Annotated in this window: 12 protein-coding genes and 1 pseudogene; 4 read left to right on the plus strand and 9 right to left on the minus strand. The window is 56.7% G+C overall.

Translation table 11 applies throughout. From position 1 onward, the window contains the following. Positions 1–7 precede the first annotated feature (7 nt). The 4 genes from CKO36_RS04255 to CKO36_RS04270 are packed head-to-tail and all read right to left on the minus strand — an operon-like array spanning position 8 to position 5,521. Positions 8–856 carry a hypothetical protein gene (locus CKO36_RS04255; protein ID WP_200280982.1) on the minus strand — a complete coding sequence of 283 codons (849 nt, stop codon included), beginning with the start codon at positions 854–856 and terminating at the stop codon, positions 8–10. A 2-nt stretch (positions 857–858) separates the two neighbouring features. Further along, entirely contained in the window at positions 859–2,982 is a 2,124-nt protein-coding gene (locus CKO36_RS04260) for a molybdopterin-containing oxidoreductase family protein (RefSeq protein WP_200280985.1), read from the minus strand. A 27-nt stretch (positions 2,983–3,009) separates the two neighbouring features. Beyond that, complete coding sequence (locus CKO36_RS04265; RefSeq protein WP_200280988.1) at positions 3,010–3,825, minus strand: HAD-IIB family hydrolase; 816 nt, start codon at positions 3,823–3,825, stop codon at positions 3,010–3,012. Positions 3,826–3,850: 25 nt separating this feature from the next. Then, a complete protein-coding gene (locus CKO36_RS04270) occupies positions 3,851–5,521 on the minus strand; it encodes an alpha-amylase family protein (protein ID WP_242469386.1) in 1,671 nt (556 codons plus the stop codon). A 141-nt stretch (positions 5,522–5,662) separates the two neighbouring features. Between CKO36_RS04270 and CKO36_RS04275 the strand changes: the two genes are divergently transcribed. The 4 genes from CKO36_RS04275 (at position 5,663) to CKO36_RS04290 (ending at position 10,336) form a co-directional block, all read left to right on the plus strand. Next, complete coding sequence (locus CKO36_RS04275; RefSeq protein WP_200280993.1) at positions 5,663–6,955, plus strand: MFS transporter; 1,293 nt, start codon at positions 5,663–5,665, stop codon at positions 6,953–6,955. 3 nt (positions 6,956–6,958) lie between these two features. Next, complete coding sequence (locus tag CKO36_RS04280) at positions 6,959–7,591, plus strand: DNA-J related domain-containing protein (RefSeq protein WP_200280995.1); 633 nt, start codon at positions 6,959–6,961, stop codon at positions 7,589–7,591. 382 nt (positions 7,592–7,973) lie between these two features. Then, positions 7,974–8,363, plus strand: coding sequence for an H-NS histone family protein (locus CKO36_RS04285; protein WP_200280997.1), 390 nt, complete (start codon positions 7,974–7,976; stop codon positions 8,361–8,363). 206 nt (positions 8,364–8,569) lie between these two features. After that, positions 8,570–10,336, plus strand: a complete 1,767-nt coding sequence (locus CKO36_RS04290) for a chloride channel protein (protein ID WP_200280999.1) — start codon at positions 8,570–8,572, stop codon at positions 10,334–10,336. Positions 10,337–10,361: 25 nt separating this feature from the next. Here CKO36_RS04290 and CKO36_RS04295 read toward each other — a convergent pair whose 3' ends face one another. The 5 genes and pseudogenes from CKO36_RS04295 to CKO36_RS04315 all read right to left on the minus strand — a co-directional run bounded on the left by CKO36_RS04295 (position 10,362) and on the right by CKO36_RS04315 (position 15,281). Next, positions 10,362–10,676, minus strand: coding sequence for a circadian clock KaiB family protein (locus CKO36_RS04295; protein WP_200281001.1), 315 nt, complete (start codon positions 10,674–10,676; stop codon positions 10,362–10,364). 59 nt (positions 10,677–10,735) lie between these two features. Then, positions 10,736–11,881, minus strand: coding sequence for a succinyl-diaminopimelate desuccinylase (dapE, locus tag CKO36_RS04300; RefSeq protein ID WP_200281003.1), 1,146 nt, complete (start codon positions 11,879–11,881; stop codon positions 10,736–10,738). A gap of 5 nt (positions 11,882–11,886) precedes the next feature. Next, on the minus strand, positions 11,887–12,729 hold the full coding sequence (gene dapD / locus CKO36_RS04305) for a 2,3,4,5-tetrahydropyridine-2,6-dicarboxylate N-succinyltransferase (RefSeq protein ID WP_420826312.1): 843 nt from the start codon (positions 12,727–12,729) through the stop codon (positions 11,887–11,889). 155 nt (positions 12,730–12,884) lie between these two features. Continuing rightward, a pseudogene (locus tag CKO36_RS20390) lies at positions 12,885–13,502 on the minus strand (transposase family protein); the annotation flags it as partial. Positions 13,503–13,541: 39 nt separating this feature from the next. Beyond that, positions 13,542–15,281 carry a methyl-accepting chemotaxis protein gene (locus CKO36_RS04315; protein WP_200281011.1) on the minus strand — a complete coding sequence of 580 codons (1,740 nt, stop codon included), beginning with the start codon at positions 15,279–15,281 and terminating at the stop codon, positions 13,542–13,544. Positions 15,282–15,401: the final 120 nt, after the last annotated feature.

A 15,401-nucleotide genomic window follows, 5' to 3' on the forward strand; every position in this document is an offset into this window, starting at 1 on the left:
AGCGAACTCAGTGCGACGAAGTGACGGCGTTAATCAACGCCTGCTGCACGCGCAGGCCGGCGTCCAGATCGCAGGTGCGCAGGATAGCCAAGCGATCGTGGGTGTGTGGATCCGGCTGCACGCTAACGCCCGCAGCTTCAGCGACTTGCTCGGCACGCGCATCCAGGCGACCCGTCCCAAAAACGGAGATCACAAAACCACCCGGGATGGGTGGCGGGGGCTGAAACCTGCGACCGTCAACCAGATCGACCCAGGCGGCGATAAACTCAGGACCATAGAAATCGAAAAAGCCGTTAGAACCGCGCAGGTGCATCTCAACCGGCCGGCCGCCGATCAGCTCGATATTGCACAGGCCGCTGTAGCCGGGGAGATGCTGACGCACCAGCCCGGTCAGAATGGGTTCCAACTGCGGCATGTCGGCGCCAACTTCCCAATACAACGGGCGTGCATCCGAGCGCTCGGCAGCGGCGCGGGTATGGGCGAACCAGCGCGGCTCGCCCCGTTCGACCAGGCAGTCGCTGCTGCTCTGTTCGCCTTGGAGACGCTCGCACCAGAAGCTGCCGGGTTCCTGGGGCACCTCGCCAGCCAGAACTGCGCGAGCACCCAGCGCCATGCCAGACAGATTGATGATCGGTTTGACGAACAGCTCGGTCTGGGGCGCCAAACCATAATCTGCTGGCGGCACCCCGCAGGGCGCCGCGCACAGCCCGGCGGACAGCGCCAGTTGCAGGCGATCATAGACTTGGCGGTGCATGGGATTGAGCCGCCAGGCAGCGGCATCATTGACCGCCACCGGTCGCCGTGGCGCCGGCTGAAACAGCGGCTCGCGACCGGGTTGAATGCCGATGAACGCCATGTTCAAGCCGCCGCCGGCATGTCCGCCTCAGCGCTCGCCTGAATATCCGGCGTGGCGCGTTTTTCCACCTGACACAGGCTCGACTTGAAGGGCGGAAAGCCGCTGATGGGATCAAGCGTGTCGTCGGTGAGTTCATTAACATTGGCACCGCGCCAGCCATGCACACAGTGCACCACGCCGGGTTTGATGCACTCGGTGATCCGGGCGATGAAATTGACCTGACCGCGCGCCGAGCGTACCACCACCGCATCGCCGTCGCTGATTCCGCGCGCGGCGGCATCCTCGGGGTGCAGTTCCACCAAGGGATTGGGAATGGCGCGGCGCATGCGCTCAATGTATTGATGCTGCGAATGGGTGTCGAACTTGGTGCGCGCGCCGCTGGTGAGCACCAGCGGATAGTCTCCGAGCCGTTCGGGGGTGGAACGCGGGCTTTCAGCCGGCTCGCGATAGACGGGCAGGCCGTCATGGCCGGCTTCGATCAGCTCGGCGGCATCGAATTCCACCTTGCCGGTGCGAGTGCGGATACCTTTGAGCCGATAGCTGCGATCGGCATCCAGAAAACCGTGCTCGACCAGTTCCTCAATCACCTCAGCATAGACAGTAACGCCCTCGGGCTTGGTAAAGACTTCCTCGCGGATGTCTTCCGGAATGCCCTCGCCCGCCTCAGCCCAGGAGGCGCTCAAATCGCCGTGCCAGAATTGCTCAGCCATTCCCAGGCGCACCCCGAGTTCGAGGAACATCCGTCCATCCGGCTTGGCTTCGCCCTTGGGTGCAACCACCGCCTGGCGATAGCGCAGCTCGCCCTGGTAGGCGCAGCCGGGATAAGCGATGAGTGCTGGGCGCTCCAGGTTGGTTGCCGCCGGCAGCACAATGTCGGCTTGCAGTGTAGCGTCGTTATGGAAGAAATCACTGACGGCAAAGAAATCCAGCACCTGCAACGCCCGTTCCATGCGCTTGGAATTGGGCCACATAGCGGTGTTGATGCCCATGGCCAGCAGGGTACGGATACGCTGCGGGTGCCCGTCGAGAATGCAGTCCGGCAGCAGCATGCTTTGCGCCGCCGGCCAGTAACGGGTCCAGATCGGGAAGACTTCATCGCCCACCCGGGGCGGCAGCTCGTTCAGGCAATGGTCGAACAGCTCAATCGGCTTGGGGCTGACCTTGGTATTGAAAAAGCGATTGCCGCCTTCGCGATCCAGATTGCCGGTCACCGCCACCAGCAAAATGAGCGCGCGGTGATTCTGAAAGCCATTGCTGTGCTGCACGGTGGCGGTCGGCGACAGGGTCATCTGCGCCGGCTTAACGGTGGCGTACAGCTCGGCGGCACGGCGCAAATCGTCGGCGTCAATGCCACAGATGTCCGCTACTCGCTCCGGCGTGAACGCCTGCACATAGTCGCGAAAGGCCGCAACGCCGCTGCACCAGTTATCGAGAAAATCCTGATCCTGCCAGCCGTTGGCAAAAATCAGATGATGAAAGCCCAGCGCCAGAGCGCCATCGGTGCCGGGGCGTAGCTGCAAATGCACATCGGCCTGCTCGGCCAGCGGGGTGCGGCGCGGATCGACCACGATGAGGTTCAAGCCCGCCTTGCGATTGGCCAGCGGATGAGTGTCGAAGGGCGGAATGGAGCCGCGCGGGTTGGTTGACCAGTTCAGAATGCAGCGGGTCTTGGGCGACACCACGGTAGAAGTGGTCTTGATGCGCGCGCCCAGCGTCACCTTCTCGGCGACCAGGGTGGCAGAGAAGCAGCAGCCGCTTTCGGTCATGTAGTTCGGTGAGCCGAAGGCATGTGCCAGACGCTGTAATTGCGGCCGCGCTTCCTTGGTGTAACCAGCAAAAAAAGCCGCCGCCGGCGCGCCATGCTCGGCGCGCGTGTGTTCGAGTTGGCGGGCAATGGTGTCGAGCGCTTCATCCCAACTGATGCGCTCAAAGTGGCCGCTGCCGCGAGGGCCAATGCGCTTAAGCGGATACAGCAATCGCTCGGGGTGATTGCGCCGGTCGATCTGGGCGTAACACCGTGGGCAATCGGGACCAGTGATGCTGATCGGTTCACCACTGGCGTCGGTTTCGACCGCGATAGCGCAGTTGGCGTCACATTCGTAACAGGTACTGGGGAGCGTCGGCATCGGCGGGTCTTACCTCGTGCAATGATGTCAGGCAGCGGCGGTGAACAGGCCGTAATGGTAGGCGCCCTCAATGACGCCACTGGTGTAGTAACCCGACAGGCCCTGGAAGTTGCCCTGGGCAAAATACACCCGCAACGCCGGATTGGCGGCCTGAGCGTCCTGCACACTCTTGACCAGCTGCTCATCGGCATTGCGCACCAACACGCCGGAGAAACCAGCCGTCAGCGGGAAAACATCATTGCCGCTGTCGCCGCAGAAGACCACAGCGGATTTTTCCAGCCCCAGCTTGTCGGCGACAAATTCCAGCGCGGTTTGTTTGTTGGCGCTCTGGGGGAGAAAATCCAGCAGACCCTCGCCGCTTTGCGAATCGAAGCTGTAAATGGCGCTCTCATCAAAGCGTCCCTGCACCTGCCGCTCCACCTCGGCAAGGATCGCCTCACTGCGCGCATGATCGACAAAGTAGCTTTGCTTGAAGGGGTTGAGATTCTCCGGCGGCTGTTCGGTCAGCCCGTCGATGCCCGCCACGGCGGACTTGATGCCCGCGACATCCCAGCGCGGGCTCTTGGCACGCACATGGGCAATCCAGGCCTCATCAAAACGCCACTGACCCTCCGCATACTCGCGAATGGTGGTACCGACATCGCCGATCAGCACATGCGGATGCCGGATACCAAACTCGGCAATCGCCTGTTCGGTCAGCTCCAGGCTACGGCCGGTGACATAGACCACATAGGTCTGCTGCTGTTCGGTGAGCTGGTTGAATAATTCGATCGCCTGCGGATCTGCTTCCCAACGGCCATTGGGGAGCAGGGTGCGATCAAGATCGGTGGCAAGTACCTTCATACTGGTTGTGCTCCTGTACTGGCGATTACAGACACTGCTTGGTGTGCATCTGTCCTTCGGCATCCGTGTAGCGGATGTTAAACGTCAGATCGCTTAGGTTAGCGTCCAACTCGGCAATGAAATCCTCTTGGCGCCAGTGCAGGGACAGCTGATGAGCCTCGGTGTCTTGCACAGTCAACTGCCCATGAAAGGCGGGCGCCAGATTGCGCATGCGAATTAGCCCCAGCTGATCGCGCACAATCGGCTTGTGCAGACCTTCTTCAATCTCGCTCAGGCTGAGATTCGTGCGGTTGATTTCCTTATGGCCGGCCGCTCCGCCGCGATCCGCCGCGACATAGTCGTTCTTGCCGGCGAACAGATCCAGATACCACACTTGGGGAATGCCAGGAATGAACATCTGAATGGCACGGGCGAGCAGCAACTTGCGCTCATCCTCACCCAGGGCGCTGAAAAAGGTGGCATTCAGCTGGTAATAGGCAATCTTCTTGCCGTCGGCATCATAGAGGTTTTTCACCCGTCCGCCGCGATCAATCAGGCGCTCCATAGTGGCCTCAATCTGGGCATCATCGAGCAGCCCGGGGCGCAGACCGCCATCGACTTCGACACCGCGCAAATCCAGCACTGGAATACCGTCATGGCAACCGAGCATATTAATGGTAACCAGCCCCTTGCTGGTGACTTCCTTGATCCAGTTGAGCAGGGCGCGGTTATGGCCGCGATCCAGTGCGTCAATCACCAAGCCGGGGAAAAAGAAGTCATAGATGGGAAAGCCCTCGGCGGCAACTTCTTCATGCAGACCACGCCCATACTCGGAATGGACCTCGGGAAAAATAATCAGATTATAATCGGCAGCGATGCGTTTGAGCCGATCCAGGTATTCCCAAGTACCCGGCTTATTGAAAAAGTTCGCCTCACCCGGTGCCTTATGCAAATAGGCGAAAGCATCGAGGCGAATGATGCGCGCGCCATAGCTTTTGAGCTTGGCGAAGGTCTGGGCATAGAACTCCCACACCTTCTCCGAGTTGGCGTTTAAGTCCATCTGCCCCAGATAGTCGCGCTTGCTTTCGACGATGTCTTTGACCGACTGTCGGTAGGCCCCCAGGTCACCAAAGTTAATAGTGTCGATCTGGCTGTTGGCACGAATGGCCTCATTGGTGATGGTCAGAATCTGGGTCTTGGCCTCATCATCGAGATCGGTGATCGACTCCAGATCATCCATGTCCAGCTCCTGATAGAGGATCTGCTGGTAAAAGGTATTCCAGTAGGGTTTCAGGGAGCCATCCGGAAAGCGCACCATTAGAATGGGCAGACCCGGCTTGCGCATGAACAGCTTTTGCAGGCACCAGTCATCCGGAATCACATAGCCGTCGGGGCCCATGCTGCCATGCTCAGCCCAGAACTTGTTCCAATCGACAAAGAAGTCGCGATACTTGGACTCATCACCGGCCCGCAGCAAATCCTGAAACTGTGGGGAGCGTACCGAGAGATGGTTCAGCACCAAGTCAAATTTAAACTCGATATTCAGCGCCTTGAGTTCCTGAATATCCTCCTCGCTCACCAGCTCGGAGTTGATGTCGTAGTCGATAATGGAAAAACCGCGATCAAGATCGCTGTTAAAAAAAGTGGGCAGAATATAGAGCAGTGAAAAGGTATCCTGGAACTCCGGCTTTTTCAGCAAGGCCACAAGGTCGGACATTCGCTCCCCGATACTGTCAGGATAGGCGTTAAACATGACGCCCTGCGGGAGGTTTTGCTGCTGCGGCAGTGTTGGGATGGCTATCATAAAAAAGGACTGTCCGTCGTCTGCTGGTTGTGTGAAATGCGCATTATATACCCAATGACAAGCAAGTCTCCCCCCCGCGAAGTGATCGCCTGGGCGCTCTATGACTGGGGCAACTCGGCCTTTGCTACCACCGTAATGGCCGGGTTTTTCCCGGTGTTTTACAGCGCGCTTAGCGCCGGACTGGAAGCTGAGGCGGCACAGTTCTGGTTCAACATCGCCTTGGCGCTGTCCAGCCTGCTGCTGGGGCTCAGTGGACCGCTACTGGGCGTGCTGGCAGATCGCGGTGGCTGGGGCAATGGCTTTCTAGCCGGTTTTGCCGGCGTCGGTCTGGTGGCCACCGCCGGCCTGGCCTGGGTGCACAACGGCCAGTGGGAACTGGCGCTGCTGCTGTATGCCACCGCCAGCTTCGGCTTCTCCGGTGGCAACATCTTCTACGATGCCCTGCTACCGCATGTTGCGCGTGGCCGCGATATGGATCGAGTCTCGGCACTTGGCTACGCTCTCGGCTATGGCGGCGGTGGGCTGTTGTTCGCGATCAATGTTGCCATGGTGCTGCACCCCCAGTGGTTTGGTTTAAGCGACCAGAGCATGGCCCTGCGCGCGTCCTTTGTCTCGGTGGCGCTGTGGTGGCTCATCTTCACCCTGCCGCTGCTTGTGATGGTGCGTCCTGCAACTCAGCAAACCAAGAGGCCATCGGCTCAAATCTGGCACGGCGCCTGGCGGCAGCTGTGGCATACCCTGCAAGCCATTCGCGCCGAACGGCTGCTGTTGATCTTTCTGCTGGCCTATTGGCTGTATATTGATGGGGTAAATACCGTCATCAAAACAGCGGTGTTCTTCGGGGATCGGGTGCTGGGACTGGATCAATCCGGACTGATCTCCGCGTTGCTGCTGACGCAGTTTGTCGCCCTGCCCTCCGCGCTGCTGTTTGGTTGGATTGGGCAGCGCATCGGCGCACGCACGGGCATTCTGCTCGGTCTTGGCGTCTATCTGCTGGTGGTGATCTATGCCTGGGCCTGGCTTGAGTCCAGCCGGGATTTCTATCTCCTCGCCGTTGCCATTGGTTTGGTGCAGGGCGGCGTGCAGAGCCTGTCACGGTCGTTGTTTGCCAACCTGATTCCGGCCCACAAAAGTGCTGAGTATTTCGGTGTTTTCAACCTGATTGGCAAGTTTGCAACGGTGCTGGGGCCGCTGTTAATGGCCGTCACGCCGCTGCTGTTTGCCAGTGCCGGGCCGCGTGCCAGCATTCTGCCGCTGGCACTGTTGTTTTTAATTGGTGGTGGCCTACTGCTACAATTACCCAATCGCGCCACACCAGCGCGCGAACGATTGATGCATGACGCATAACACATGACTGACCCAAGGCCAGGGACTGACCCACCTCCCCAAGCGCTGACCCATGACGTACTGCAGCGACTCTTTGAAATCCTGACCCGACATCCCGCCGGCCTCAGTGAATACGAGTTGCTGCGCGAATTGGAAGGCGACGCACAAACCGCTTTTGCCCAGGCACCTTTTCGCAATGATCTGGCGCTCTTTCAGGCGCATTTTCTGCTGTTTAACGCGCTGTATCGCTTACGCGATCAACTAGCCGCCACTGGTCAGGCCTGGCTGGACATTGATGTGTTGCGCATTGTGCTGCGCTTTCATAATGAAGCCGGCTCCGCACGGCCGGGGGCTCTGGCGCGCCCCGATCCATTACGCGCCTATTATCTGGACATTCACCAACTGGCGCAGACCGACGCGGAGCAACTGGCCGAGTGGTTAGGGGATTTTTGGATGCACTATTTTGCACAGGAAGGCCGCACAGCCGCATTGGCTGAACTTGGACTGTCTGACCCGGTCAACGCCCAACAGATTCGCCGCCGTTATCGGGAACTGGCCATGCAGCACCACCCGGATCGCGGCGGCGATATTGAAGCCTTCAGGCGCCTCCAGTCAGCCCGACAGGTCCTGGAACGCTGCGGCAGTCACAAAGTCTAAAGGCACCTGAAGCCCGCCCAGCGGTGCCTGGAGTTAACCCCAATAGACGCGCCAGCCTGAGGCGCGCATCAGCGGCTCCCAAACCGCGCATCAGCCTCGCGCGAACCGCACATTTTCATCCTCCACTGCTGGCCTCTTTCAATCAGCCATTGCAAGCGATGTGGTCAGCTGCCCATTGGGCGCGAAATACCGCATTAAATCATCATTCCAGAAGCTTAATATTTTGTCACCTCTTGCCAATCAACCATGAATACAGGCTATAATAGCGTTAACGGAAAAGTGGTGCGCTATTTGGGACATCATCCAACGCATCCCTGATCCAGAGAAACTATCTTTGACAACGCATGCTGTCACGCATGATCAACCAGGAGAGTCGCTACTGATGGACGACATGGAATACACTGAACTCAACGAAAAGCTGCAAACGCTTGAGGCTGAACAAAAGGAAGTGAAGCGCGCCCTCGCGAGCAAACGCGACAAACGCAAAGCCGAGCTGATCGCGGAATTCAAGCAGAAATTTATCGCCGAAGGCTTTACTGTGGCTGAAATGGTCGATACCTTCGCCGGTCGCCGCTCGCGTAAACCTTATACGGAACGCTCCTATTCGCGCTATATCGATAAAGCGGATCCGGATCGCACCTATGCGCGTGGCCCCCTGCCCGGCTGGATGAAGGAACGAATGATCACCGTCGGTCTGGATCCAAACGACAAAGGGGATCGTGAGCGCTACAAACAGGATTACATGCAACAAGCTCAAGCAAAGCACTCCTGATCGAGTGCCCCGCATCCGGGCAAGGTTCCTTTCCCGGATGCGCCTTTCGCTCTGCCCACACCAATCCTTGTCCCCTGCCTCCCAGCCCCTTCTGTGACAGCTCCAGGCGCAGCTTCTCCCAAGCCCCTCCGGCCCAGCCCCGGTTCAGTGCCGGCGCAGCCCGGTCAATCCCCAGTGCAGGTGGTTTGACTCAATGATCGATCGCCATGCCCGGTTCTAAAGAACCACCGCGCATTCGACAGCGCGCGCGCACCAACATCGACGCTCGGCTTGATGCATTAAGATTGCAAATTGCGCACCCCGATGCGCTCATTTGGCATGCCCTGCTTGGAATTCTTACCGGCCTGGCCACCAGCGTGGTGATTGTTGGTTTTCGCCTGGTCGTTGAGGAAACTCAAGCACTCATGCTGCCGTATCATGGTGAGAACTATGAAGCGCTGCCCCTGAGCGCGCGCCTATTGCTTCCACTGGTCGGCGCGGTGATCATTGCCATTATTTTTTGGCGCTTTTCCGATGGTATTCGAGTGCTCGGCGTCGCACGGGTACTGGAACGCATGGAATACCATCAGGGACATATGAGACTGCGCGGCTTGATCCTGCAATTCATCGGCGCCGCAGTGGCCATTGTTTCCGGCCATTCAGTGGGACGCGAAGGGCCGCATGTCTATCTGGGCGCCAGCAGTGGCAGCCTGCTGGGACAGGCGCTGGAACTGCCCAATAACAGCATCCGCATCATGGTTGCCTGCGGAACCGCCGCCGGTATTTCCGCCTCATTCAATACGCCGTTGGCGGGTGTGATTTTTGCCCTTGAAGTGCTCAATCTCGAATACAGCGTCGCCACCTTTATTCCCATTATTCTCGCTGCGGCCAGCGGTGATTGGCTGTTTGTTTATTTTTTTAGCGCCAAACCACTGTTTGATGTGCCACCATCAATGGTTGCCTCCTTGGCGCATCTGACTCCGGTCATTCTGCTTGGCGTGGCGGCTGGGTCACTCTCGGCTGCCTATACCCAGGCGGTACAAAGTATTGCCAAGGCGGCGAAAGTAATCCCCTTCTTGTGGCGTTTGGTGCTGGCGGGCGTTATAGCCGGGCTGTGCGGCGCCCTGGCCCCCCAGGTCATGGGATTGGGTTTTGATTCGCTGAACCAGTTACTGAGCGCACATATGGCCTGGGAAGCCCTGGTGGTGCTGCTGATCATGAAATTATTCGCCACCTCAGCCGCGATTGGCCTGGGCATTCCGGGCGGCACCATCGGCCCGGCGCTCTTTATGGGTGCTTTGCTGGGTAACCTGACGGCGGTGATCACGGCGCAGTTTATGGATATCAGCGCGGTGCCGGTGAATTTCTATGTCCTGCTGGGCATGGGCGCCATGATGGGAGCCAGCTTGCTGGCGCCTCTAGCCGGACTGATTGCCATTGTTGAACTCACCCATAGCCCGGGCATGATTATGCCTGGCATGCTGAGCATTATTATCGCGTCCCTGGTGAGCTATAAAGGCTTTGGCAAAGACTCTCTGTTTATCACCATGCTGCGCGCCAACGGACTCGACTACCGCGTCAACCCACTTATACAAGAGCTGCGCCGCCGGGCGGTCGGCGGAGTGATGAATCGGCGCTTCGTGCATCAGCTCGCCAGTCTTGATCGTGCCAAGGCCGAGCGCCTAGTGGCAGAAACACCTGACTGGATTATTGTAAACAAAGACGACAAGCCCACTTATCTAATGCCGGGCTTTGCCGTGGCGAGTTATCTGTCGCAAAATCCCGAGGCCGAGAGCATTGATCTACTGGCAATTCCCGGCGAGCGACTGGAACTGTCCCCCATCCATTTGCAGGCCACACTCCAGGAGGCAATGGAAACCCTGCAGGCGACTGGAGCCCAGGCGCTCTATGTGCGCCGCCCCCTAGCCCCGGGGATTGAGCATATCTACGGCGTGCTGACGGCTTCCCGCATCGATACGGCCTATCAATACTAGCCCGCTTGCGTGCGCAGCCAGCCTCTCACTCCTCCCCCATACCTACGGTCGAAAGCACGAATTGGAATCTGACGGCATCGGACAGATCGCCGACCAGACGGCGCTCGGAGTCGGCAGTGCGCACCACCAACGTTGGCGTTACTAACACATGGGCAAGATCAGCCAAATCGGGCTGATCGAGCACATCAATAATGTCGAGTCGATACGGTGCCCGCAGCGCCGCCTCAATAAATTCAGAGACACGCTGGCAGACAGCCTGGTTTTGCTCCGAGTCGCCTGCAATGTAAAGTTGGATCACCAACTCCTGCACAACACTGGATTCGCTGTGTATTCTCTCCATCGTACCCCCCAAGCCGCGCAGCTGGTGCCATTAGCTGCCAAGTTGCCAGGCTACCCGCCTTAGTCGCTCAGCAGTCGCCGCAGCACCTCAGCGTAGATGGCCGCCAAGGGCTCCAAATCAGCCACGGCAATACATTCATTGACAGTATGAATGGTGGCGTTCAGCGGCCCCAATTCAACCACCTCAGCGCCGCTGGGAGCGATGAAGCGCCCATCCGAGGTGCCGCCACTAGTGGACAGCCGGGTCTGAAGACCGTCCATAACAGCGGCAATGGCCGCCGTCGTGGCCGTGGTGAGCGTCCCAGTCGGCGTCAGGAAGGGTTCACCCGACAGACGCCAGCGCAGCGCATCGGCAGCACTCAGGTCAAAGCCGGCCTCTTGCAACCGTGCGCGAAACCGCTGCTTGATCTGATCAGGGGTAATTTCGGTAGAGAAACGCCAGTTGCACAGCAGCTCCAGCTCGCCTGGAATGACATTCTCGGCACCAGTGCCGCTGTGGAGATTGGAGATCTGAAAGCTGGTCGGCGGAAAATAGGCGTTGCCCTGGTCCCAAACCTCTGCGCACAGCGGGCCCAGGATCTGACTCAGGCGATGGATGGGATTATCAGCCAACTGCGGATAGGCCACATGCCCCTGGCGGCCCCGGAGCTTGAGCTGTGCATTGAGACTGCCCCGCCGGCCATTGCGCACCTGATCGCCCAGACGCTCCTGGCTGGATGGCTCGCCCACCACACAGTAGTCGATGCGCTCGCCACGCTCGGTGAGGATTTCCATCACTCGGCGGGTGCCGTCGCGAGCCGGACCTTCTTCATCGCTGGTGAGCAACAACGCCAGCGAACCGCGCGGCGCGGGGCATTGGGCCAGAAACTGCTCACAAGCCACCACCATGGCCGCCAGCGAGCTTTTCATGTCCACGGCACCGCGCCCGTAGAGCATGCCATCGCGCACCTCGGGCTGGAAGGGATGGCTGTGCCAGTGCTCCAGCGGGCCGGGCGGCACCACATCGGTATGACCGGCTAAGCAGACCAGTGGAGCCTGATCGCCGCGCCGTGCCCAAAGATTGGTCACCTCGCCGCAGCGCAGAGTTTCGAGCTCAAAGCCCAGTGCACTCAGGCGCTGGCCCAGCAGTTCCTGGCAGCCGGCATCCTCAGGCGTCACCGAGGGACGCGCAATCAGCTCGCGGGCAAGTTCAAAGGTGGGTGACATCAGAATCAAATGTCACGCAGCAACTCGTTGATCCCCACCTTGCCAAGCGTCTTGGCGTCCACTTGTTTAATGATGACCGCGCAGTAGAGGCTGTGAGTGCCGTCTTTCGCCGGCAGATTACCGGGCACCACCACCGAGCCGGCTGGAATCTGGCCGAACAAAATCTCACCGGTGGTGCGGTTGTAAATTTTGGTGCTTTGTCCGATGTAGACGCCCATGGAAATGACGGCACCTTCACCGACAATGACGCCCTCAACAATCTCCGAGCGCGCGCCAATAAAGCAGTTGTCTTCAATGATGGTCGGTGCGGCCTGCACCGGTTCCAGCACACCGCCGATGCCGACGCCGCCGGACAAATGGACATTCTTGCCGATCTGGGCACAGGACCCCACAGTGGCCCAGGTGTCAACCATGGTGCCGGAATCCACATAGGCGCCGATATTGACATAGCTTGGCATCAGCACGCAGCTCGGTGCGATATAGGAGCCGCGCCGCGCCGTGGCCGGCGGCACCACCCGCACCCCACCGTCGCGAAATTCGCGTGAATTGCTGTCCTGATACTTGGAGGGCACCTTGTCATAATAATTGGTAAAGCCACCCTTGATGAATGCGTTGTCCTCAATACGAAAGGACAACAGCACAGCTTTTTTCACCCAGTCATTCACCCGCCACTGGCCATCGTGCTTCTCAGCCACCCGCAGCTCACCAGCGTCCAGCCGCTCGATGGTGTTCAGCACGGCATCGCGCACTGGGGTGTCAACATTGCGCGGGGTAATCTCGCTGCGGCGCTCAAAGGCGGTTTCAATAATGGTTTGCTGGTCGTTCAAGGCTTGGCTCCAGGAAGTCATCAAGACAACAGTCACTCTTTAACAATGCGACAGTATACCCGAGGTGGCGCCTGGGCTGTTACTGGGAGGTGACAATCGCTGCCGATCCAGCTGCACACTCAACAACTGGCCAAGAAAGCGCCCGGGCAGGGCAGGATATGATCAATGCTCGCTCCGATAATAGCCACCAGATAGGCAAATCCGTGAGCTAAACGCACATAAGTGATGTCAGTGCTCTACACCTGATCAGGGCGCACAATGGCTAAACCACGCAACAAATAAAGGTAAACCGGATGCGCTGGATGGGGTTGACTGGTCTGCGGGCCAAGCGCCATGCCCGCTAACCCAAGCACACACATCAACCGCTGAGTCCCTTGTCGGCCTGACCGTGATAAGCATACACTCCAGAGCGATGAATGCCAGCAAGTTCGCATTGATGACTCATCGTCATAAGGTTTCGGCTCAGCCCCTCCCAGGTCAACCCAACTTCGACGCACGCTCACTGGCTCACTCCAGACTTTTTTTCAACCAATCCAAAGCGCCATCTTCAGCCGCCCAATCTTGTTGTACAGCCAGTCGGGGTTGCTGCTCTCTGAAGCCTTCTTGCGCCCGCGCCGGCCCTCAAACACCTGGCTGGCTTGCTCAACGATGGCTTTCTTCCATTGACCCACTTGCACCGGGTGAACCCCGTAGTCCTGCGCAATCTCGTTTGTCGTCTTCAGTCCGCGTACCCCTTCTAAGCCAACTTTTGCCTTGAACGCCGCCATGAAGGTCTTGCGCTGTCTCTCGCTCATCTCGTCTCTCCAGACTTCTTCAGTCGGGCGAGGACTTACTTAAATTGGTGTCCTGATTTTGGGGTCCACTATAGATTCGGGACTGAGGACAAATTTCTCCACAATGCCTTTAAGTCCAGACGACATCTCTGTTAATTTCTGAGAAGTACCGACGCCCTCTTTAGCTTCTGACGTTGTTTCAACATTTTTAGCAGCTATACGATTTAAATTTTTACTCGTATCATCAATGGTTCTAGCCTGTTCTTCGGAAGCAATAGCAATATTACCCATCAAGTTGCAGACCACCTCAATAGAATCAACTATTTCTTTAAGGCTCTCAGACGAGCTTTCAGAAATCTCTGCACCTACTTGTGTTTTTTCAACCACAACTTCAATTAACTTGGCTGTTTCATTTGCTGCTTCTGTACTCTGTGCTGCCAAAGCACGAACTTCATCTGCAACCACAGCAAAACCTCTGCCTGTTTCGCCGGCTCTGGCGGCCTCAATCGCCGCATTTAAGGCTAACAGATTCGTTTGATTTGCAATGTTTTCTATCGCGGAAAGAATAGAAGAAATATTGCTGCTAGCCTCTCTGATATCATCCATAGCTGACACGGTTTTGCTAACAAGGTCACTCCCAAGCGTAGCCGACTGCTTCGCTTTTTGACCCAGTTCATCAGCCTGCTTAGCCGTATTAGCAGTAATCTTGACTTGCTCGTTTACCTCAACTATCGCCGCTGAAATCGACTGTACCGATTGTTCAGAACTTGCCGTATTAGACAATATTGTTTCGCTGGAAAGCATTACCTTATTGCTTTGCTCAACGATGCTATTGGTATAACCTGAAATATCAGTAACGATACTTTTCAGATCAGCATTTGTTTTAATTAGTGCATTGGTGATGACATCTTGTTGGCCGTTAGACGTTAAATTACTTGTCAAATCACCTTCTGATATTTTTTCTAAACTACGAACAAAAACCGTTTCCAGCTCTTCTGCAAAGCTATCTAACGACGATGCCATATCTCCAAGCTCATCTGAGCGTTTTATGTTTGCTCTCTTACGAACATTACCACTTGCCAATTGATTAACAATTTCAGTCATTTTAAGAATAGGATTGGTAAGAGAGCGGCTCAATACAATACCTATTGCAATGATGATGGCAGCCGTAATCAACATTGAAAACATGATGGCCCATTTTATTGCACTCACCGATGCGAAAGCTTCCCCACGTGACTTTTCTGCGACAATCGCCCATGTTACCCCCTCAAATTTTAGTGGTTCATAGGCAGACAACACTTCAAGCCCTAAATAACTATCGATCAATTTTGAGCCTGTTTCACCCGACAGTGCAGCGTTAATTGCTATACTTTTTGCTTTATTACTTTCTGGATTGTCAAATGCATTAACAACAGAATAATGTGCGCTATCCAAATAAGAGTTTGAACGCATTAAATAGTCTTTACCAACGAGATAGGTTTCACCTGTTTTTCCGAGCCCTGAACGCCGAGACATAATGTCATTAATTATGTCTCCGGAAAGCTCTAAAATAACTACAGAGACTACATCACCACGTAAATTAAATACAGGCGCGCCAATAAATAATCTTGGACTATTATCCCGATAGCTATATAGTGTAAAATCCTGAAAAGCCACACGCTTTGTTTCCAAAACCTTTCTCCATAAAACTGAGACTGGATTTTTTTCATCGAAGTTATTTTTAACATTTAAACCAAGTTCCGCACCTTTTTTCACACTATAAATAATATGACCCAGCCCTTTTAAGGTGATGCAACTCATTGTATAATATGGATATTATTTCTAGAGTTGGAGTTGACAACCGATGTTTGATGATGTTCTCAACCGGTTTGCTGAACGCGCGCCTGCCACGGTCATGGTACGCGCTCTGCTTGAGCGATT

This window comes from Rhabdochromatium marinum, assembly GCF_016583795.1.
GTDB lineage: Bacteria > Pseudomonadota > Gammaproteobacteria > Chromatiales > Chromatiaceae > Rhabdochromatium > Rhabdochromatium marinum.